Origin of the sequence: Asinibacterium sp. OR53 (genome assembly GCF_000515315.1) — a bacterium.
Classification (GTDB): domain Bacteria; phylum Bacteroidota; class Bacteroidia; order Chitinophagales; family Chitinophagaceae; genus Sediminibacterium.
Genome location: NZ_KI911562.1, coordinates 23,839 through 44,201 on the forward strand (window position 1 = coordinate 23,839; position 20,363 = coordinate 44,201).

A 20,363-nucleotide genomic window follows, 5' to 3' on the forward strand; every position below is an offset into this window, starting at 1 on the left:
AAATGAGATGCGAATTTACGTGATTATCGGGATTGATGAAGTCTTTAAAATTAATTAATGCGACCGGGATCCAAATGTGGTAGGCAAAAAAAAATTTTGTTATACCCCCTTCCCATCCTATTTTTGCGTCCCGATTGAAAAAATAGACGGCCCGTTCGTCTATCGGCTAGGACATCTCCCTTTCACGGAGGAAAGACGGGTTCGATTCCCGTACGGGCTACAAACAAAAATCGAAAAGCCTTGATACTACTCAGTCTCAGGGCTTTTTTGTTTTTACGTAAGAATGTTTAGGGGAAGAATGTCAAATCTAAGCAGCCTCCAATAACAGATACTATTTTTTCTCATCATTACTAATATCACCTCTTTACAGGCACACTATAGTTCCAAGGAGTATTATAGAACAGGATGTGCAGGATATCATTCAATCTGAGATGGAAAGGCTGCTGAATGATCCGGGGTTGAGCCATTTAATAGCAAAAAAGGGATAAAATACATCTTTGACTATAGATCTTTATAGTCAAAGAAATCAAAATTTCATTGACTATGCGTTTTTATGGTAAATTTGAACCAGCGTATGAATATAAAAGAATATAAATCAGGGGCTTTTACGAAACAGCACGGTTACAAGAGTTTTAGTCCTAATCCTATAAACAAGGAATGGGGCATAAACAACCCTGAGATCAATACCCTTTTGGAGGAGGCAAATTTAAGGCTGGGGGAGCTTAATGCATTCTCGACTTTTGTGCCGGATGTGGACGTTTTTATCAGGATGCACATTGTGAAAGAAGCAACTCAATCCAGCCGTATTGAGGGAACACGTACCCGTATGGATGAGGCAGTATTGGAAGCAAAAGATATCAGCCCTGAATTAAAAGATGATTGGCAAGAAGTGCAGAATTATATCGAGGCCATGAATCATTCAATCAAGAGCCTTGAAAAGCTTCCCTTGTCTTCCCGACTAATCAAGCAAGCCCACAAAATCTTATTAAAAGGAGTAAGAGGCAAGAATAAATTGCCCGGAGAGTTTCGTACAAGTCAAAATTGGATTGGCGGAGCCACAATTATTGACGCTGCATTTGTTCCACCACATCACACACTTGTGCCGGATTGCATTAGCGACTTGGAGAAATTTCTAAACAATGAAGAAATACAAGTCCCACATCTAATCAGAATTGGCATGGCTCATTATCAATTCGAAGCAATTCATCCGTTTCTCGATGGCAATGGCAGAATTGGTCGGTTATTAATTACACTGTATTTGATAACACAAAAAGTGTTGAATAAACCAACGCTATATCTGTCTGACTTTATTGAGAAAAACAGGCAGCTCTACTACGATAATTTAATGGCTGTTTCAATTAACAGCAGGATGGAACAATGGCTAAAGTTTTTTTTGGTAGGCATTATTGAAACATCAAAAAATGCAATAGACACCTTTACTAAAATCATTGCACTAAGAGATAAACTTGAAAAGGATAGCATTGTGTCATTAGGGAAAAGACTCCCCAATGCAAAAGCATTGCTTACTTATCTGTATAGTAAACCAGTAGTGACTGTTTCGGATGTAATGACAAACCTGGATGTAACAAAACAGACTGCAAATACATTGATTAAAGATTTTCACAATCTCGGAATACTTAAAGAACAAACCGGATATAAACGTAACCGGGTTTTCATATTTGAAGAATACCTGAGATTATTTGAAAGATAAAAATTTACTATGGCAATCTTGTTGTAAATAAAGCGCATTTTAGGACAATTAACGAAACAAAAGCAAGCATTATGTTTCATCAATTCTATGAGCCGCATCCTGCTTTAAGAGGATTTGTAAATCACATAATGATACACCAGGTAAGATTGGATTCAACACGACCCCGGTTCAATTTCTCAATTCCTCCCAGTCCTGAACATGGCATATTCTTTTATGTGAGGGATAGTATAGTTGTCCAAAATATCGTTACAGACAAAAAAGAAACACATTCTTCCACCATCGTAGTTGGTCCGCATACTAACGGGCACATTCTTACACCTGGTTTTAATCATTTAATGATTAAAGTTGGCTTACAACCCGGTACTCTTTCGAGTCTAATTCCTTACTGTCCTAAAAACACGGAAGGCTACAAAAACACGGAAGGCTACATACCCAAAGGGCAACTTCCCCATGTGTCGTTTTGCCTTTGAATTTATCAACAATAAAGGAAGGGCTTTTTTGGTTGTTGATATATAGATAGGCTTTATCCGTTTCTCTCCTGAGTTTATCAAACTTGTAATCGGGATGTTACTGAGAAATTCAGGTGTGATGCCGATGTAAGAAGCGATTTGAGTGTTTGGCAAACGATTGGAGAGATGAGGGTAATGATGCAGGAAATATTCATACCGTTCCTAAGCTGAGGAGCTGATATTTTGAAGTACCCTCTCTTGCAATGCTATAAATTTTTGTTCGATGATGACCCGGAAGTTATGATCGAATTTGTGAAAATGGGTATATAAATAGAGCACATCATCATGTTTGATTTGCAATACGATACAAGGTTCTATAGCTTCTATATAAAGCTTACTTGATTTCTCTGAGTAAAAGCTGCTCAGATCCATTGCCCAATCATTTTCTGCAATGAATTGAATGTTGTGTTCTTTTCCATTATCATCGATGGCAAACATTCTCAAACAACCGGAAACCACGAACGTGAAGTGCTTACAAATAGCACCCTGCTGCAAGATAAACTGTCTGCGTTTGATTTTTCTTTCAACAAAGAGCGTGGGTAAGACATCTCGCTCGCTGGAATCAAGCGGAAAGTAATTATCAAAGTACAGGTTCAGTCTTTCTATAGACACGTGGTATACTATTGCTTTTCGTTAGATTCAAAATTAATCAATTTGAACTGCGTCGATATCTTTTAATGATTGTAATCCTGTGCTCTTCATTTGGCATCTTCTTCGATTCCGTTCCTCATTTTGGATCCATCGTAACGAATCCGAGCTGGACTTCATATTATTTTATATTTTCTATATATTTAGTAAAAAATGATGGGGCCAGAAGATTTGCTGGAAGCTTATGCTACAGCAGTTTTACATAAAGATGCAGCTGCTTACACTTCCATTTTCGACGAGAACATACGCGCCTTTGATATGTGGCAGGAATGGCGATACGACGGCATTACGGCCTGGCGTGAAGTGGCAAAGGGTTGGTTTGACGCGTTAGGTGCGGATAAAGATGTGGTAACTTTCAGCGATATTGAAATTACAGAAAAAGGGGAATGGGCGCTCATTACTGCGATAGCGAGATTTACTGCAACTTCGGAACAGGGGGAAGCGCTTCGCTACCTGGAGAACCGCCTTACATTGGTAGCTGTAAAGAAAGGGCTGGTTTGGAAAATCATTCACCAGCACACTTCTTCGCCAATCGATTTTAATACCATGCAGGTGGTGTTACAGAGAGATAAAAAGCCCCGCTAGTTCATTACTAACGAGGCTTTTAATGTTATGCGTCCAGTAACTGCTGTGCGTAGTCCCGGCACTTCTTTGTTTCTTTCACTGCATCGGAACCTGTCGGGATATCATATTCCAGTTCGATGGTAGCGGGCATTTTATATTTCTTTGTTTTGAGCAAAGTCAGTATGTCTTTCAAAGGCGTGTCACCTTCACCCCATGGCGTGTTCTTGCCGCCGTTGGCTTTGCTTTTACGGTCTTTGAGGTGCATACTGGTAATTTTTTTGTGTTTAGCCTCAATAAAAGACAGCAGGCTCTCTTTGGTATTACCCGCAGCTATATAATGCCCGCAATCGAGGTTGATGGTATTATTGGGCGATTGGGCCAAAGCTGTATCCCATGCAGTTTCTGTTGCCTGCAGGTGGGCATGGTAGCCAACATATACTTTATTTTTTTCGGCCAGTTCGCCCAGTCTTTTGGTTTGTGCAGGATCTGAGGGCAATTCAACGGATACCGAAGTGGCGCCCAGCGCTTTTGCAGCACGCATGGCATAAGTTACTTCGCCATCTGTATTGTCAGCCGCCAATGCGTTTGGCTTATACGCAAAAATGTAAACACCGGCTGCATTAAATTTTTTGCGGAGTTCAGTGAATCCATCCATTGATACAGATTCCCGCCAGGCAGCTACTTGTTCCTTATATTGTTTCAGTTGGGCTTTGACCTCTTCGCTCAATTCCTGCTTTGGTTGTCCGGGTACGCGTGGCTGCATTTTTACCGGGTTAACGGGCTTGCCTAAATAGTCTTCCACTTCATCACCCTTTAATTCAACTGCATTGATATTGCTATCGATGCAATATTGCAACAGTTTATCCGGATGTACCGGCATGCTTCTGAATGAATAAGTAGTTACTCCGATCTGAACTCCCCGGATCAATGAGTTGGGTTTGGACAGGAAGAAATTACGTGCCAAAGCAGATTTTCCGGCAACCAATATACCTAAAGATGCAAGCGAACTTTGGTAAAGGAATGCCCGGCGTGAAGAATTTGATGACATGATGAGTTGGTTTAATTGAATAGGTGCATTAAAAATAGATTATTCCCGTATTAAGGGAATATCAATTGTCAAGCCAAGTCTTAACTCATATATTCATCAACACACATTCGCTCCAATTTATTTTAATACAGAACCATCCTCTACCCATCTGCCGGCAGCATTCATTCGAACAGGTACGAATGCAAACATCCAGGCCTGGTCCGGATAGGTACGCGGTACCCGCACCAGGATGGTATTCGATCCTTTTTTTAATTTGATGGTAGCCGGCGGACGGCTCCAATAGAATTCTTCATCAGTAAACGGAATTTCATTGGCTGGTGTTTCCCAGGTGGGTTTCAGGTAACGGTATCCACCAGGATGTTGCCATTGCGGCCCAGGCAGTTCTTTACCATTCACAAAAATGGCTCCTCCATTGGCATCCCACCGGCCGTTGGCCGGTATACCTGCGCTGCGCCGGTTGGAACGAACAGCAGCTTCAAAACCCGTCATCACATGGATTGTCTTTGCCTCGCTGCTGTTGATATACATTTTAAGATAAACTGTTTCATTGGCATGCCCGCCTGTGATGATGCTTCGATCCAACCATCCTTCCATACGTACCACCCCCCCTGTTATCTTGCGGACTTTAACCGTATCAACACCTCCATCACTTTTTTCGGGTGCAAAAGCTGTTGATGGTTCTTGTTGACTGCTTCTGTAATAGGGGCCTGTCATCTCCCATTCAATATTGCCAAAACGCGCGTAAGGAAAAGGTTCTCCGGTAAAAAAACGATCGCGGTGACTGGCCAGCCGCATTTCAAATTCATGAAAATATTGGCCAGCTGTTGATGTTGCAGCCGGTAAAGCTGCCATATAATGCTCACCAGGTTGCGGTCTTCCACACCATACCGCTTCACTGTATGCAAGCGCTCCGGGCCATACAGGGTTATGGAGGAATATCTTTCTTTTATCATCTACCTTGGTATCGGGCCAGCAGCAAAGGATGCCTCCCAACGCAACAGCATCGCCCTGTTCCTTATTACAAACCTGCTGAAAAAAATAACGCTGCACCAGGCTCAGTGCATCATAGGAGTTCAGGTAACCTGCATAAGAATCTACATAAGGATTATCATCCCTGCGCAGACTGCCACTGGTGAGATCGTCCCGCCAGACTTGTTCAATAGTGCCTTTTTCAGGCGGCAGGCCTGGATTCCAAACCATTACTTTTCTTCCATTTGCTTTTACGCGGGCGGCCATGCGCGCGATGAATGCAGTGGGGTTGGGCACATGCACTTCATCCGAACCAATGTGGATCACAGGGCAATCAGCTACCGGCAATTCATTGCAGAATTCGTCAATCAGTTTTTCCAATACCTGCATGCCTTGTTCCGATTCCATTCTGAAACCGAATGTGCGCTGAAAATAAGCACTATGACCCGGCATATCGAGTTCTGGTATGATGGTAATGGCGCGCTTTTTTGCATAACGTACCAGTTCACGGATATCGTCGAAGCTGTAAGATTTTTCCGGATCCCTTCCTCCTTTACGATACCTGGCTTCGTTGAGCTGCGGATAAATTTTACTCTGTGGCCTCCAGGCTGGATTGTCTGTCAGATGCCAGTGAAAAGTATTGAATTTATAAGCAGAAAGACGGTCGAGTTGCTTTTTAAGCGAACTGATCTCTTGAAAATTACGCCCATTATCGTGCATGAATCCCCTCACCGCAAATGCCGGCCAGTCGGTAATCATACAGGCAGGCAGGTAATGGATATTACCGGTATGTTGCATCAACTGGTGAAAAGTCTGTACACCATAATATAATCCTGCAGCATCCTTACCGGTGATGGTTACCCATTGCTCATGCACCTGAAGCGTGTAGCCTTCGTGTTTCAAATGCATGTTGGAATCGATCAATAATACGATGCCATTTCTTTTCGTTGTCCGATTCATGTTATCCGATGGCAATGACCGAACAACAATATCACCGGCAGGCAATTGAGTACGCAATGAACGAAGCGCGCCAGAGACCGCTGCGCTGTCTTTTCTTATATAATAAACAATTGAGGCAGCATTGATCAGGTAACGGCCTTTTCTCCATGTTACCTGTTGCGGAAAAGGGATCAATGGTACCGGGGCTGAATGTAACGTCTCCAAAGATTGCGGTCCACGCCAGGATGCACGAGCATCCGCCGGTTGCGCAGGAAGTTTATCAAAACAAAAAAACGTTCCCGCCAGTATGGGTAATACCATCCACAACTTGCCTTTGTTTATCATCATACAATATTATGTATTACATATAAATTTGAGGCACGCAACCGTTTGTGTTCAATTTGCTTTATGATATTTGGCCGTAATGATTTCCCTGATGATTTTTTCGTAGGCAGCAGCATATTGTATCATACCCATATCATTGGGGTGCGTACCATCTACTGTGCTCTCCGGGCCAAAGCCAATTGCTGCATCTGTTAGCAGGTAAATGTGAGGCACACTTTCCTTCACCAGGTTATGAAATGTCTCACTAAGAATGAGACTGGCATTTTTGTATTCATTCGTCATAGTACTGTCCATATCGGCGCCAGGAAGTCCGCCACTGTGCGCTGCCAACAGAATAGGCGTTGACGCATGTTTCAATCGTATTCCTTTTACTGCCGCAACAATCCTTCGCTGCACTTCTTCTTTGGGGAAACGTGTCCGGCTGGCGAGATTGGGCATACAATCCAGCACAAAAACCTGTGCATCGATTTCATTGATGAGATCGATCAGCGGAGTTTCCAGCTGCCCGTTGCCGGAAAATCCGAGGTTGATAACCCGTTTGTTTATTTTCCTTCCCAGGATGCTGGGCCATGCTAGGCCTGGTCTGCTGGCACAAGCGCCTTGCATGATCGATGTACCGTATACTACAATAGGTTTTTCAGTACCCACCGGCATAGCAGCAAAGATTGCATCGGCCGGTACGCCGATATTCATCCAGGTGATTGTATTGTACAGCGGTAGATATAGTCTGAATATGGCTTCCTTACCAGGAGGTACCAGGTTTGTGAAGCGGTATTCAATCGTATCTCCAAAACGATAATTCCCTCTTGCCCATTGCCAGCTTCCATTGGTATTCTTCGCATACAGGTCTACTCCACTTACTCCGGTAGCAGGCATGTGTGGCATGGCATGAGTGCCGGTTACTTTATACTTTACGATAATAGTAGTAGCTGTGGTTTTAAAATTAATGTATTCTCCTGCCGTATTATGTGAAAGATTCCATAACGGGAGACGCACGAGTTTTTCCATTTTTTGGGGAAGGCGATCATAAGATGCTGCCAGTCCTTCTTGCCAGCCCCTGCCTTCAATTACAGGCGACGCTGCTGTGGCAGGATCAAACCACTTGTAGACTGTAACCTGTTGTGCCACCAGGTTTTGCGGAAAACTTATTACACAAAAAAATGCTGCAAAAAAAAGAAAGGTTTGCTTCATGTCACCAAGGTATTCATTTTTGATTTTCATTCCGGTGACCAGACAATAAAAAAGAAGGCGCATCCTGGATGTGCCTTCTTTTCGGGTATGCCAATGCTATTTTGCCGAGGGTTATTTGCCAGTCAGTTTATCCCAGAAACCTTTAGCCTTGTCTTTCAGTTCATTCATTTTCCCGCTTGCTTCGTCTTGCAAATGCGACAAGTCGTCTTTGATCTCTCCCGATTTGATATGATCCATTACCTCTCCTGCCTTTTGTTTTAGTTCCTCTCCTAATTCGCCCGATTTGTTTTTCAGTTCTTCCAGTTTTTCAGCCGCCTGGTTTTTGAACTCATTGGCCTTGCCGGCCAGTTGATCTTTCAAGTCTGACATGATGATTGGTTTTAGTAAAATAATAGTGTACCAATGTTATAACATGCACAGCAGTTTATTGGATGATGATCAGGTAGGAATAGTGCGTTGTTGCACTTATTGCTTTTTAACGTATTCTTTGTTTCCGTTCTTGTTGATGTAATAATGTCCGCCGCGGGGTCCTTCGTAAATGGTGCGTCCTTTTGCATCGGTTCCTACTACTTTATCGGCTGTTTTTGCAGCAGGGGCAGCAACTTTGGGTGCCGGGGCTGGAGCAGCTGGCTTGGCAGTAGCTGGAGCTGGGGCTATTGGCTTGGCTGCAACAGGTGCCATCTTTTTTACAGTAGCAGCTTTCGCTTCTTTGGCAGCGGCGGCTTTCTGGGCTTTTTCAGCGGCTTTTGCTTGTTTGGCAGCAGCAGCTTGCTGGGCTTTATCTGCCTCCGCTTTTGCTTTGTCGGCAGCTGCTTTTTTCTTATCAGCTGCTTCTTTTTTAGCCTTTTCTTTGGCTGTTTCTTTTGTTTGGGCAAATGCTTGTACGCTACCTAATAAAAGCGCGAAGGCAAGTGAGAGTGTGAATATCTTTTTCATGTTATGGAATTTGAATTTGAAAATAAATCTAATAAAAAAACATGCCAAATTCAGGCCTATTCCACTTTTTTTGCCGTTTTTAAGCTTTCTGCGAGAAAATCTCGTTCAAAACCCCGGCCAGTCTTACTCCTCCTTTCAGCAAACGTTCATTGAGGGTATTGATGTGATCGAAATTATAACGGTAACTTAATTTCAGTTCAGGTGAGCGGCCGGCTTCGTCGTACAGTTTCCGGCTGATCTCGTAAGATTCGAAAAGCCAGTTGGCAATGGGTGCCGACTGCCATAGTTTCCGCTCCTGCAGTGTGGTGAAATTAATGGCTTTCACATATTCGGTATAACTCAGTTGCTGGTAGTCGATCAACTTTTCATCCCATACCGCATGTAGGTTAGTGGGTTCACCGAACCATTGTAATCGAATGCGGTTGCCGCCCAGGTCTGACTGCCTGCCCGTGTGCATCGGTTGGTGCACGTCTCCCACAATGTGCACCAGTAAGCGCAGGTACAATTTTTTCTTTTCCTGGTCCAGTCCTTTTTTCTTCAGTTCCCTGATCAGGAAATTCAATTTGGTATAGGCGTCTACAGCTGTGTCTTTGGCAAGATATTCTTTCATCATGTCCAAGGTATACCCATCATCAAAATTGATATAATGCCAGGGGCCGAGGTAGTTGAAAGAAGGGTCTGACTTGATGAAATCGGGCCAGTTAGCAGTCATGGCCAGCGATTCGTTGCCTAAAATAGCCCTTACCTCTTTGCGTGCCTGGGCGGTGAGATATGTTTCAGCAATTTCCCCTACGATCCGGTGTCCGAGCATGCCCCAGGCATTCGATTCAAAAGGCAAGTAAAGCAATGCTGCAATGATGAATAGTTTTTTCGCAATTGTCATGGTTCAATATGTGTTTGGTTTCACAAAAATATCTTCTCCCATGCAAATACGAACAGGTCAGGTTGATTTGCGCACCACAAATTCCGGGTCGATCTCAACTTGTATACGTTGTACTTTATGCTTCCCCGCACCCAGTTGATCCATCAGTATGGCCACGGAAGATTTTGCAATTTTATCTATGGGCTGCCTGATCACTGTAATGGCAGGTGTATGCAGCCTGAAAATATCATTATCATCAAAACAAATCACGGCAATATCCCTGGGGATCTCAAGTCCCATCTGCTGTATGCTTTCCAGTCCCAGGATACCCAGGTAATTCGTAGCAAAAAACACAGCGTCCAGCTCAGTATCCCTGATAAAAGAAGTGATCGTCTGCATAGTTGCTTCTCTATCATCTGTGCAATTGATGGGTAACTTTAGCAGGAGTTTTTGTTTCGAAGCCGGTTGTTCTTTTTTCTGGGCATCTTTATAAGCCTGTTCCCGCATGTCCATCTGTATCATCTTCAAATCGACGGTTACGAAACCGATTCGCTTATATCCTTTCCTGATGAGGTGCGCCATTCCTTTCTCAATTCCCGAATAATTATTCACTAACACATACGGCGTATTGATCTCCGGGAAATAACGGTCCATCAAAACAAAAGGTTTCTTATACTGCACCAGTTGTTCGATGTCTTTATTCATCTTTACCGTAGGCGTGATGATAAATCCATCCACTTGCTGGTAATTGAGGATATTGAGCAGGGTCCTTGCGCGATGGGCATCATTTTCCGTACAACAAAAGATCACTTTGTATCCGTATTCATTAGCTTCATCCTCGATGAATTTGGCGCAGGATGCAAAAAACTGGTTGGAAATATCGTCTACCAATAATCCAATGATCTTTGACTTTCCTGTTCGCAAACTCACCGCTACCCGGTTGGGCTGATAACCTGATTTCTTAACAATCTGGTGGACTTTGTCTACTATCGGCTTGCTGATGCGCATCTGTTCAGCCTTTCCGTTGAGTACAAAAGAAACCGTAGAGGTAGATACCCCGGCCATTTTCGCTATATCCTTCAGGGATATTTTCTTCATGCAGGTTGAGCAGTTTTGTTTTTTACAAACATGAAGATAATTATTTACTTCTTCAGGAAAGGATTCTCTTTATCTGTTGAAAAAGAATAAGGGAAGGAAGTTTCCGATATCCCTCTTTGCTTATTCGGTTGGTCACCCATGGTGAATTTCAACACTGCACCCTGTTGCAGGGCGCTGTGGCCAAGCCAGTTTTTATTATAAGAGGTATTATTCCATTGCAGTTGCTGTACATAAAGATTCTCCTTGCTGTTCGCCGGCGCATCGATCACAACCTGTTTGCCATTTTCCAGTTTGATGGTCGCTTTCCTGAACAAAGGAGCACCCAATACATATTGGTCGGATGCAGGCGTAACAGGATAGAAGCCCAATGCCGAAAACAGGTACCAGGCAGATGTCTGGCCATTGTCTTCATCGCCACAATAACCATCGGGTGTGGCCAGGTACAAACGGTTCATGGCTTCCCGCACCCAGTATTGTGTTTTCCAGGGTTCGCCAGCATAGTTATACAAATAGAGCATGTGCTGTATAGGTTGGTTGCCATGTGCATACTGTCCCATGTTCACCAATTGCATTTCCCTGATCTCGTGTATCACGCCACCATAATAGCTTTCATCAAATACCGGTGGCATGATGAATACCGAATCCAGCATCTTCACAAATGTTTGCCTGCCTCCCATCAGGTTGATCAATCCCTGTATATCGTGAAAGACCGACCAGGAATAATGCCAGCTGTTTCCTTCTGTGAAAGCATCTCCCCATTTGAACGGGTTGAAAGGTTTTTGAAAGTTGCCGTCTTTGTTTTTACCCCGCATGAGTTTGGTTTCCGGATCAAAAAGGTTCCGGTAATTCAGGCTTCTTTTTGCATACAGGTCTGTTTCTTCTTTCGGCCTGCCCAATGCTTTTCCGAGTTTGTAAATGGCGTAGTCATCATACGCATATTCCAGCGTGCGTGCGGCATTTTCATTGAGCTTTACATCGTAAGGCACATAGCCCAGTTCATTGTAGTATTTTACCCCTGCGCGGCCCACTGCGGTGAGCGGTCCTTCGTTATTGGCTCCGTGCAGCAGTGCCTGGTAAAGTGTGTGGATGTCGTATCCCCTCAATCCTTTGAGCCATGCTTCCGATACCACTGAGGCGGAGTTGTTACCCACCATTACATTAGCATAACCCGGACTGGACCATTCCGGCAACCAGCCTCCTTCTTTGTAATCATTGAGGAGCCCCTCCTGCATTTCTTTGTTGATGGAAGGATATACCAGGTTCAGGAAAGGATACAGCGCGCGGAAAGTATCCCAAAAACCAGTGCCTGCATACAGGTAGCCAGGGTAGGTCTGTCCTGTATACGGACTGTAATGCACAACCTTATTCTCGCTGTTGATCTCATACATTCTTTGCGGAAAGCAAACAGCGCGGTAAAAGCAGGAATAAAAAGTACGTACCTGGTCAACGGTTCCGCCTTCAACAGCAACACGTCCTAATGTATTGTTCCAGGCTTGTTTTGCTTTTGCCAAAGTAGCATCAAAAGCATCATTCGCCAGTTCTCTTTTCAGGTTCAGTTCGGCCTGTTCAAAGCCGATGAAAGAAGATGCCACTTTCAGGTGCACTTTTTCGCCACGGGCGGTTTTAAAGCCCACTACTGCTCCTGCGTGATTGTCATTCATTTCAAGTGCATCTTTCACCAACTCATTGCCACGCCATACATACTGCACGTCGAAAGCTTTGTCGATATAGATGACAAAATAATTTTTGAAGTTTTTAGGTACGCTCCTGCTGGTGCGGGTAGTATAACCGATGATCTTATGTTCTGCGGGAATGATCTTGACATAGCTTCCTTTATCAAAAGCATCTATCACAATAAAGGAACTGTCTGCCGCCGGATACGTAATACGGAACTGCGCCGCACGTTCTGTGGGTGTGATCTCTGTTGTGATATCGGCATCGGCCAGGTAAACGCTGTAATAATAAGGCTTGGCCGTTTCTGCTTTGTGTGAGAACCAACTGGCCCTGTCATCCTGGTTGAATTTCAGTTTGCCCGTCACCGGCATGATGGAAAATTGCCCGTAATCATTCATCCAGGGTGATGGCTGGTGCGTTTGCTTGAAACCCCTGATCTTATAGCTGCCATTTGATTTAGGCGATGCTTCGGGATTATAAGTGTACTGCCATCCACTGCCCATAGGGCCTGTTTGCGGTGTCCAGAAATTCATTCCCCAGGGCACTGCAATGGCGGGATAGGTATTGCCGTTGGATAAGGCTGGTCTTGAATCCGTTCCCATGAGCGGGTTCACCCAGTCGGCAGGATCTGTTACTTTATGAACCATCTGTGCAAATGAAGCCAGGCTATTGATCAGCAGGGCCAGCAGGAAGAGCGTTTTTCTTTTCATACTTTCTTTATTGGTAGCGATCGCTTATAAAATTCCCTGCCAATTTACATAGCTAAATCGATTTTGTAAATTTTTTATAAAGAAACCCCGCACTGAAGGTGCGGGGCAAAGATTTGGTGCATGTTCCGGATGCAGGTTATAGGGCGCGGTCGAGGTGTACATAGCCGCCATCTACATGGATCAGTTGGCCGGTGGTATGGCTGGAGCGTGCCGACAAAAGAAAAGCCGTCATATTGGCGATCTCTTCGGTCGTGGTCATTCTTTTTTCCAGCGGGATTTTTGCTGTGATGGATGCCAGCTTTTCTTCCGGATTGGGCAGGCTGTTGATCCATTTTGCGTATAGCGGCGTCCAGCTTTCTGCTACAATGATGGCATTGACACGAATACTGTAGGGTAATAATTCAACGGCCCATTCCCTTGTCAGTGCATTACGGCCGCCATTCGAAGCAGCATAAGCAGAAGTGCCTCCCTGGCCTGTTTCCGCTGTTTTGGAACTGATATTCACAATAGACCCTTTCGATGATTTCAAGGCTGGTAAAGCATAATGCGCCAGCAGGTAATAATGTACCAGGTTTCTGTGGAGGGATTCTATGAAAGCCTCATAATTACCTTTCTCCAGTCCCACACCGTCGTTCACACCGGCATTGTTCACGAGTCCGTCGATCTTTCCATACTTGCTCAATACCTCTTTTACCGCATGTTCACAGGCTTCTGGCTGGGTAAGCTCGGCCACCACATGGGAAGCTTTTCCACCTTCGGCAGTGATGGCATTAACCGTTGCCGTGTTATCGGCTTCGCTCCGGCCAATGATCACGGGAATGGCGCCCTCTTTTGCCAGCACACGTGAAATCCCCTCGCCTATTCCTTTGGCTCCGCCGGATACAATGATGATTTTGTCTTTTAATTGAAGGTCCATATTCAATGCTGTTTAACTAAGCTGATAAAATTGAATCGCATTGCCTCCGAAAAAACGGTTTTGTTCTTCGGCGCTGAATGACGAAAAATAATGTTTTACGATGTTGATATTTGCCTCGTAATCGGCCGCCAGCAAACAAACCGGCCAGTCCGACCCGTACATCAACCGGTTCATACCGAAGGCACCCACTACCACATCGAGGTAAGGTTGGAAAGTTGCCTCGTTCCATTGTTGCCAATGGGCTTCGGTTACCATGCCCGACACCTTACAATATACATTGGGGAGCCCGGCTATCTTTCGAATATCCTTGGCCCATTCTGCTATTTCTCCCTGTTTGATCGCAGGCTTCGCAATATGATCTATCACAAAGGGCTGATCGGGAAAAGCTGCCGCCAACTGTGCAGCATGCTTTAATTGATGTGCATAGATCAGCACATCATAAGTAAAACCAAATTGCCGAAGGCGGTTGATGCCTTTCATGAAAGCATCTTCCAGCATGAACTGCGGGTCTTCTGCCTGCAGGATATGCCGGAAACCTTTGAGCAAATTGAACTGGCTATAATGTGCGAGTCTTTCTTCTAAAGCAGGTGAACGCAGGTCCACCCATCCTACCACTCCTTTGACAAAAGGATGTTGAGCAGCCTGTTGCAGCAAAAAATCCGTTTCTGTTTCCGACTGATCGGCCTGCACCGCTACGCAACCATCTACCTGGTTCTTATTCAATAAAGGCAGAAGGTCTTCCGGCAGAAAGTCTCTGCGGATCGCCGTCATGGTATCATCGATCCAGGTATCACGCACCGGATCGTATTGCCAGAAATGCTGGTGTGCATCAATGCGCAGCATACGCTACCACCTTTTGTGTTGAGGTTCCCAAGCTGTCGATGCCCAATTCCACCACATCGCCCGGTTGGAGATAAATGGCAGGATTGAATCCCAATCCCACACCTGCGGGTGTTCCGGTAGAAATAATATCACCGGGCAATAAGGTCATGAACTGGCTGATATAGGAAACCAGGAACGGCACATCGAAAATGAGGTTGGCAGTGGTACCATCCTGCATTTTTTTACCGTTCACAGATAACCACAAACGCAAATTATTTACATCGGCTATTTCATCCTGTGTTGCCAACCAGGGGCCGATCGGTGCAAAAGTGTCGCATCCCTTTCCTTTATCCCAGGTACCATTTCGCTCCAACTGGAAAGCGCGTTCCGATACATCGTTGTGCAATGCATAGCCCGCTACATAATCCAAAGCCGCTTCCTTTGAAACATAGCTTGCTTTCTTTCCTATTACTACTGCCAGCTCCACTTCCCAGTCTGTTTTTTCCGATCCTTTGGGGATCATGATCGCATCATTCGGACCAACGATGGCAGTAGTTGACTTCATGAAAATGATCGGTTCACTTGGTGTGGCTGCTCCGGTTTCTTTTGCATGATCGGCATAATTCAATCCGATACAAACAATCTTAGAAGGCTTTGCTACCGGGCATCCCAGGCGGGTACCGGCGGGCAATTCCGGCAAGGCTGTTATTCCTGCGTTCAGTTTCTTTTGTAAAGTGGCCAATTCTCCGTTGGCAAAAAAATCTTCGTCGTAATCGCGCACCCATCCTGATGCATCGTAATAACGTCCATCTACACAAACACCGGGTTTCTCTTTTCCTGCTTCACCAAAACGTATCAGTTTCATATACTATCTCACTTTATTTTTTACTTTAAAATTTTCGTTCACGTTACCCGTTGAGTTTGATAAACCCACCATCGATCGGGTAATCCGAACCCGTGATAAACGAAGCTTCATCTGAACACAGGTACAGGATCAGGTTGGCTATTTCTTCGGGCTTACCCATCCTGCCGATCGGTTGCGACTGTGAAAGTTTCTCAAACATTTCCGCTTCTTTGCCCGGGTAATTCTTTGCGAGGAACCCGTCTACAAAAGGAGTATGCACACGTGCCGGGGAAACGCAGTTGCACCGGATTCCGTGTTTTAAATAATCTTTCGCAACAGATAGCGTCATGGCATATACCGCTCCTTTCGTCATGGAATAAGCGAAACGGTCGTTCAGTCCCGTTACAGCAGCGATCGATGACATATTCAGGATAACTCCTCCGTCATGCTGTTTCATCAACGGAACTGCAGCATGCAGACAGTTATACACTCCTTTGACATTTACATTGAACAGCTTCTCAAAATCTGCTTCGGAAGTGGTCTCCACATTTCCGATATGCGATATCCCTGCATTGTTCACCAGTATATCGTGCCGGCCTATCTGGCCAAAAACTTCCTTAACCTGCTGCTGGTTACTTACATCACAGGCGTACACCGTTGCTTTCCCGCCTTGCGTTTTGATCTCTTCCACTACAGATGCTGCATGATCGGCATTCAGTTCCAGTATGCATACTTCTGCACCCTGTTTGGCGAATACCACCGACACGGCTTTGCCTATGCCGCTCCCACCGCCGGTTACCACGGCTTTTTTTCCTTTCAGACTTAACATATCAGTTACAAATTACAATTGGAATATTTTGTTCATCAGCAACCATTTCTCCCCGGGCTTTGCCTGTGGCAATGCCTGCTGGTATTTCCACATGAGTTGTTCCCACTCCTGTACTTTGGGGTTGTTCCTGTCCATCTCCGATTTGGCATCAAAGCTAAAAAGATCTGTGGTATCCATGATCATGAAAAGCCGGTTTCCCAGGCGGTATATCTCCATGTTGGTAATTCCCGAATCAAGGATGCTTGCTTTGATCTCAGGCCAAACTGCCTGGTGATAAGCTTCGTATTCGGCAATCAATGCCGGATCATCTACCAGGTCCAGCGCCAGACAATATCTCTTCATGCTTAATGATTAATGCGTATTCTTTACTTGAACATTGTTTCCTTTCGTATCCTGGCTCCTGGCAAAAAACAGGATCACCGCAAAGCATATTGCAGGTACCATGTATGCCAATTGGATATTACCGCCGGTAAGGTCTGAAATCTTGCCCATAACGAGCGGCACAAAAGCGCCTCCAACGATCGACATCACCAGGAAAGAAGATGCGATCTTGGTTTCTTCTCCCAGGTCTTTGATACCCAGTGCAAAGATGGTGGGGAACATGATGGACATAAAGAAAGGAACCGCCATCAGTGCATAAGCAGCCGTTGCCCCATGCGCAAAAATTGACACGAGCAACAAAATGATGTTAATGCAGGCATACAACGAAAGCAGCCTGGCCGGGCGGATGTATTTCATAAAGAAAGTTCCGGTAAACCGTCCTACCATGAATCCAACCATGGCAATAGAGCCCCAACGGAAAGCTGCGTCTTTTTCGGGCATGTTCATGACATATTTAGAGAAGCGGATGAAAAAACTTCCCACCCCTACCTGTGAGCCTACATAAAAAAACTCTGCTATCACAGCACCCCGCAGGTGTTTGTGCCGGAAGACTTTCCATGAAAAACTGCTTTCACTTTTTTCATCGGCTTCTTTGATCTCCGGTATATGTGTTACAAAGAACAAGGCCAATACCACAAATACAATTGCCGCTATAACGATATAGGGTATTTTCACCATCCCTGCTTCGAAACTGAGGTAATCGCTCAGGGCCTGCGGTGTCATGGCAGCCAGTTCCTGCGGTGTATGCTCTATACCCGACAAAATGAATTTACCTCCAATGATCGGTGCAAGGAATGCACCCACACCATTGAACGATTGCGCGAAGTTGAGTCGTTGTTCTGCGGTAGCTTTATCGCCCAACTTGGTAATATAAGGGTTGGCTACTGTTTCGAGGAATGTAGCGCCGCTTGCAATGATAAAAAGCGCTACGAGAAAGAATTCATAACTGCGGGCGCTGGCAGCCGGCACAAACAATATGGTGCCAATGCCATATAACAGTAATCCGAAAAGGATTCCCTTTTTGTATCCATAATGGTGCATGAACCATCCGGCAGGGAGAGCGATGGTAAAATAACCCAGGTAAACTGCCGAGTCGATCAGCGCCGATTCGGTATCTGTTAAACGGCATGCTTTTTTCAGGTGTGGAATCAATATGGGATTGATGTTGTGCAAAAAAGCCCATAAGAAAAAAAGGCTCGTAACAAGCACAAACGGAAGGAGGTAATTATTCGACTTTTTCATCGGCAGCTATTCATTTTAATAAGCGGGCACAATATTCGTCATTCATTCGTTTTCCTGAAAAAAATATGCGCTAACAACCGTTAGGAACAATCTTGTCCTGTCTGTTTACAGCAACGAGGTCCCATTGTCAATGGCTACAATATAGTGCTGTGGCCGTTTTTCAAATATTTTGGCATATTGTTCAGCTATAAATGCAATGGTTTCATCCACCTGATCTTCTTTTACCAGATTGATGGTACAACCGCCGAAACCGCCTCCCATCATACGGGCGCCGAGTACCCCTTTGCAGTCTCTCGCGAGTGAAGCCAGCACATCTAACTCCTTACAGCTCACTTCATACAATTTACTCAATCCCTCATGTGTTTCAAACATGTATTCGCCAAAACCCGCCATATCGCCCTGCTCCAGCCGGGTGCAGGCTTTTTGCAGCCGGTCTATTTCTTCCACCATGTACTTGCAGCGATGGTATACCGCCACCTCTTTACCGGCAAGACAGGTCTCCACCATTTCGATACTAGCATCGCGGAGACTTTTTACTTCAGGGAATTTTTGCTGTATCAATGCCACTCCCGCTTCGCATTCTTCCCTTCGTTTGTTATAAGCCGATGATGCCAGCGAATGCTTTACTCCTGTATCAAAAAGGATGATCCGGATTCCCTCCATGTTGAAAGGGATATAGGCATATTCAAGAGAACGGCAATCGAGTTGGATCACTTTACCGGTTTGTCCGAACATACTGGCAAACTGGTCCATGATACCGCATTTAACGCCTGCAAATTCATGCTCTGCTTTCTGTGCCATCTTAACCATGGAAAGACGGTCCAGTCCGAGCGACCACATTTCATTCATCGCAAAAATCGTAGCGCATTCCACTGCAGCAGAGGAAGACAGTCCGGCTCCCAGCGGCACATCACCTATCACTACTGCGTTGAATCCGGCCAATCTGTGTCCGTTCTTTTCCAATTGGTCTGCCACACCCAATAAATAATTGGGCCATTGCTTTGCAGTGGGCTTCAGGTCATGCAGGGATGAAGTGAACGATTCTTCCAAATCGCCGGCATATAAATGAATGGCTTCATCATTGCGTGGGCCGATGGCTATGTATATAGCTTTATCAACTGCGGCGGGTAATACGAATCCAAGGTTGTAATCGGTATGTTCTCCTATCAAATTGATCCTTCCGGGTGATCTTACAATAACAGCGGGTTCTCCGAACTGTGCGCGGAATAATTCCGCTACTCTTTCTTTCATAAGGCTCATCAACGCTTATTTTCTGCAATTTTAGTCATAGAAGCCCGGATAATAAAATCCGCAATGGCTTCGGGGTTTTCAATGGTTACGTGGTGTCCGTTGGCTTCCTGCTTGCCTTTGGTCATGGGGCGAAGCGTAACGGGACCGCCCAGTTTTACATAATTATTGGCTATCACCAATGCGTTCTGATCCATGGGTATCAGTTGGTCGTGCAGGCCGAAGCTGAAATAAAGCGGCACCTGGTGATCGGCAAGTTGTTCGAGGTTGTCTTTGGGATTGTCGTGATATTGCAGGGCCTCTTCCTCTGTAAACCCATAAGCGCTCTTGAGTTGGTTCCAGTTATCGGGCGCTCCGCTTCCCTTGAAGGCAGCGTCTTTTAATTTACCGCCCGGCCAGCTTTTGATCTCGCTCACGGGGTTCTCTGAATAAATGCAACTTACTTTATCGGGATGTTTTTTAGCCCAGGCGAATTCACACAAAGTGCCGCGTACGGCTCCCTCTAATGCCGGCGTAGCGGCAAAATGTTTTTCGTTAACGAGGTAGTCATAAAATTTTTCCCACTGTTGCATCAGTGCGGGTTGTCCGTATAACAGTTTGTTATTTACATCCAGGAAACCAATATGAAAGCCTTTGGCCACCAATATGCTGTCGATCTCTATGTGAAAGTCGGGTGAATAGGATCGCCAAAGCCAGGGATTGCCTGGCAATGCTTTTGCCGGTACTACCATATAAGCCGGCGTGCTATCGATCGTAAAATGGAGCCGTTTGAATCCATGCCATGTATTCGGATCGGTTTCTTTTTTCTGTGCCCATATTGCAGCGGGCAATAATAACACACAAATGATCAAAAAATAATTTCGCATATAATGGAGAG

The 20,363-nt window shown here is 45.0% G+C and carries 19 protein-coding genes and 1 tRNA gene; 3 read left to right on the plus strand and 17 right to left on the minus strand.

Annotated features, from left to right (window positions below; translation table 11 throughout):
- The first annotated feature begins 148 nt into the window (after nucleotides 1-148).
- Nucleotides 149-220: transfer RNA gene (locus SEDOR53_RS0100120), tRNA-Glu, on the plus strand.
- A 354-nt stretch (nucleotides 221-574) separates the two neighbouring features.
- The gene (locus tag SEDOR53_RS0100125) at nucleotides 575-1,711 is read left to right on the plus strand and encodes a Fic family protein (protein WP_026767883.1); all 1,137 of its coding nucleotides are present in this window, start codon (nucleotides 575-577) and stop codon (nucleotides 1,709-1,711) included.
- Nucleotides 1,712-2,382: 671 nt separating this feature from the next.
- Here SEDOR53_RS0100125 and SEDOR53_RS19270 read toward each other — a convergent pair.
- Nucleotides 2,383-2,832 carry a Crp/Fnr family transcriptional regulator gene (locus SEDOR53_RS19270; RefSeq protein ID WP_070415545.1) on the minus strand — a complete coding sequence of 150 codons (450 nt, stop codon included), beginning with the start codon at nucleotides 2,830-2,832 and terminating at the stop codon, nucleotides 2,383-2,385.
- 189 nt (nucleotides 2,833-3,021) lie between these two features.
- On the opposite strand from SEDOR53_RS19270, the gene SEDOR53_RS0100135 reads away from it, so the two are divergent.
- Nucleotides 3,022-3,453 carry a nuclear transport factor 2 family protein gene (locus tag SEDOR53_RS0100135; protein ID WP_026767884.1) on the plus strand — a complete coding sequence of 144 codons (432 nt, stop codon included), beginning with the start codon at nucleotides 3,022-3,024 and terminating at the stop codon, nucleotides 3,451-3,453.
- A 25-nt stretch (nucleotides 3,454-3,478) separates the two neighbouring features.
- On the opposite strand, the gene SEDOR53_RS0100140 is transcribed toward SEDOR53_RS0100135, so the two are convergent.
- The 16 genes from SEDOR53_RS0100140 to SEDOR53_RS16650 all read right to left on the minus strand — a co-directional run bounded on the left by SEDOR53_RS0100140 (nucleotide 3,479) and on the right by SEDOR53_RS16650 (nucleotide 20,352).
- Entirely contained in the window at nucleotides 3,479-4,480 is a 1,002-nt protein-coding gene (locus SEDOR53_RS0100140) for a sugar phosphate isomerase/epimerase (RefSeq protein WP_026767885.1), read from the minus strand.
- Between the two features lie 117 nt (nucleotides 4,481-4,597).
- A complete protein-coding gene (locus SEDOR53_RS0100145) occupies nucleotides 4,598-6,736 on the minus strand; it encodes a beta-N-acetylhexosaminidase (protein ID WP_026773499.1) in 2,139 nt (712 codons plus the stop codon).
- Nucleotides 6,737-6,784: 48 nt separating this feature from the next.
- Nucleotides 6,785-7,924, minus strand: coding sequence for an SGNH/GDSL hydrolase family protein (locus SEDOR53_RS16635; RefSeq protein ID WP_198018753.1), 1,140 nt, complete (start codon nucleotides 7,922-7,924; stop codon nucleotides 6,785-6,787).
- A 111-nt stretch (nucleotides 7,925-8,035) separates the two neighbouring features.
- The gene (locus SEDOR53_RS0100155; RefSeq protein ID WP_026767887.1) at nucleotides 8,036-8,293 is read right to left on the minus strand and encodes a hypothetical protein; all 258 of its coding nucleotides are present in this window, start codon (nucleotides 8,291-8,293) and stop codon (nucleotides 8,036-8,038) included.
- A gap of 96 nt (nucleotides 8,294-8,389) precedes the next feature.
- Nucleotides 8,390-8,860, minus strand: a complete 471-nt coding sequence (locus tag SEDOR53_RS16640) for a hypothetical protein (RefSeq protein WP_051347822.1) — start codon at nucleotides 8,858-8,860, stop codon at nucleotides 8,390-8,392.
- A 79-nt stretch (nucleotides 8,861-8,939) separates the two neighbouring features.
- Nucleotides 8,940-9,743 carry a S1/P1 nuclease gene (locus SEDOR53_RS0100165; RefSeq protein WP_026767888.1) on the minus strand — a complete coding sequence of 268 codons (804 nt, stop codon included), beginning with the start codon at nucleotides 9,741-9,743 and terminating at the stop codon, nucleotides 8,940-8,942.
- A 57-nt stretch (nucleotides 9,744-9,800) separates the two neighbouring features.
- Nucleotides 9,801-10,820 (minus strand): LacI family DNA-binding transcriptional regulator, encoded by a 1,020-nt coding sequence (locus SEDOR53_RS0100170; protein ID WP_026767889.1) that lies wholly within the window; start codon nucleotides 10,818-10,820, stop codon nucleotides 9,801-9,803.
- Between the two features lie 44 nt (nucleotides 10,821-10,864).
- Complete coding sequence (locus SEDOR53_RS0100175; RefSeq protein WP_026767890.1) at nucleotides 10,865-13,204, minus strand: GH92 family glycosyl hydrolase; 2,340 nt, start codon at nucleotides 13,202-13,204, stop codon at nucleotides 10,865-10,867.
- A gap of 136 nt (nucleotides 13,205-13,340) precedes the next feature.
- On the minus strand, nucleotides 13,341-14,120 hold the full coding sequence (locus SEDOR53_RS0100180) for an SDR family oxidoreductase (RefSeq protein ID WP_026767891.1): 780 nt from the start codon (nucleotides 14,118-14,120) through the stop codon (nucleotides 13,341-13,343).
- A gap of 12 nt (nucleotides 14,121-14,132) precedes the next feature.
- A complete protein-coding gene (locus SEDOR53_RS0100185) occupies nucleotides 14,133-14,963 on the minus strand; it encodes an amidohydrolase (RefSeq protein ID WP_232214689.1) in 831 nt (276 codons plus the stop codon).
- Nucleotides 14,950-15,807, minus strand: a complete 858-nt coding sequence (locus SEDOR53_RS0100190) for a fumarylacetoacetate hydrolase family protein (RefSeq protein WP_026767893.1) — start codon at nucleotides 15,805-15,807, stop codon at nucleotides 14,950-14,952. Before SEDOR53_RS0100190 ends, SEDOR53_RS0100185 begins: the two co-directional genes overlap by 14 nt.
- A gap of 43 nt (nucleotides 15,808-15,850) precedes the next feature.
- Complete coding sequence (locus SEDOR53_RS0100195; RefSeq protein ID WP_026767894.1) at nucleotides 15,851-16,615, minus strand: SDR family NAD(P)-dependent oxidoreductase; 765 nt, start codon at nucleotides 16,613-16,615, stop codon at nucleotides 15,851-15,853.
- 12 nt (nucleotides 16,616-16,627) lie between these two features.
- Nucleotides 16,628-16,957: an L-rhamnose mutarotase gene (locus tag SEDOR53_RS0100200; protein ID WP_026767895.1), complete on the minus strand. Its 330-nt coding sequence runs from the start codon at nucleotides 16,955-16,957 to the stop codon at nucleotides 16,628-16,630.
- 9 nt (nucleotides 16,958-16,966) lie between these two features.
- The gene (gene fucP, locus SEDOR53_RS16645) at nucleotides 16,967-18,238 is read right to left on the minus strand and encodes an L-fucose:H+ symporter permease (RefSeq protein WP_051347823.1); all 1,272 of its coding nucleotides are present in this window, start codon (nucleotides 18,236-18,238) and stop codon (nucleotides 16,967-16,969) included.
- Nucleotides 18,239-18,343: 105 nt separating this feature from the next.
- A complete protein-coding gene (galK, locus tag SEDOR53_RS0100210; RefSeq protein ID WP_026767896.1) occupies nucleotides 18,344-19,498 on the minus strand; it encodes a galactokinase in 1,155 nt (384 codons plus the stop codon).
- Nucleotides 19,498-20,352, minus strand: coding sequence for a hypothetical protein (locus SEDOR53_RS16650; protein ID WP_051347824.1), 855 nt, complete (start codon nucleotides 20,350-20,352; stop codon nucleotides 19,498-19,500). The genes galK and SEDOR53_RS16650 overlap by 1 nt, the downstream gene beginning before the upstream one ends.
- Nucleotides 20,353-20,363: the final 11 nt, after the last annotated feature.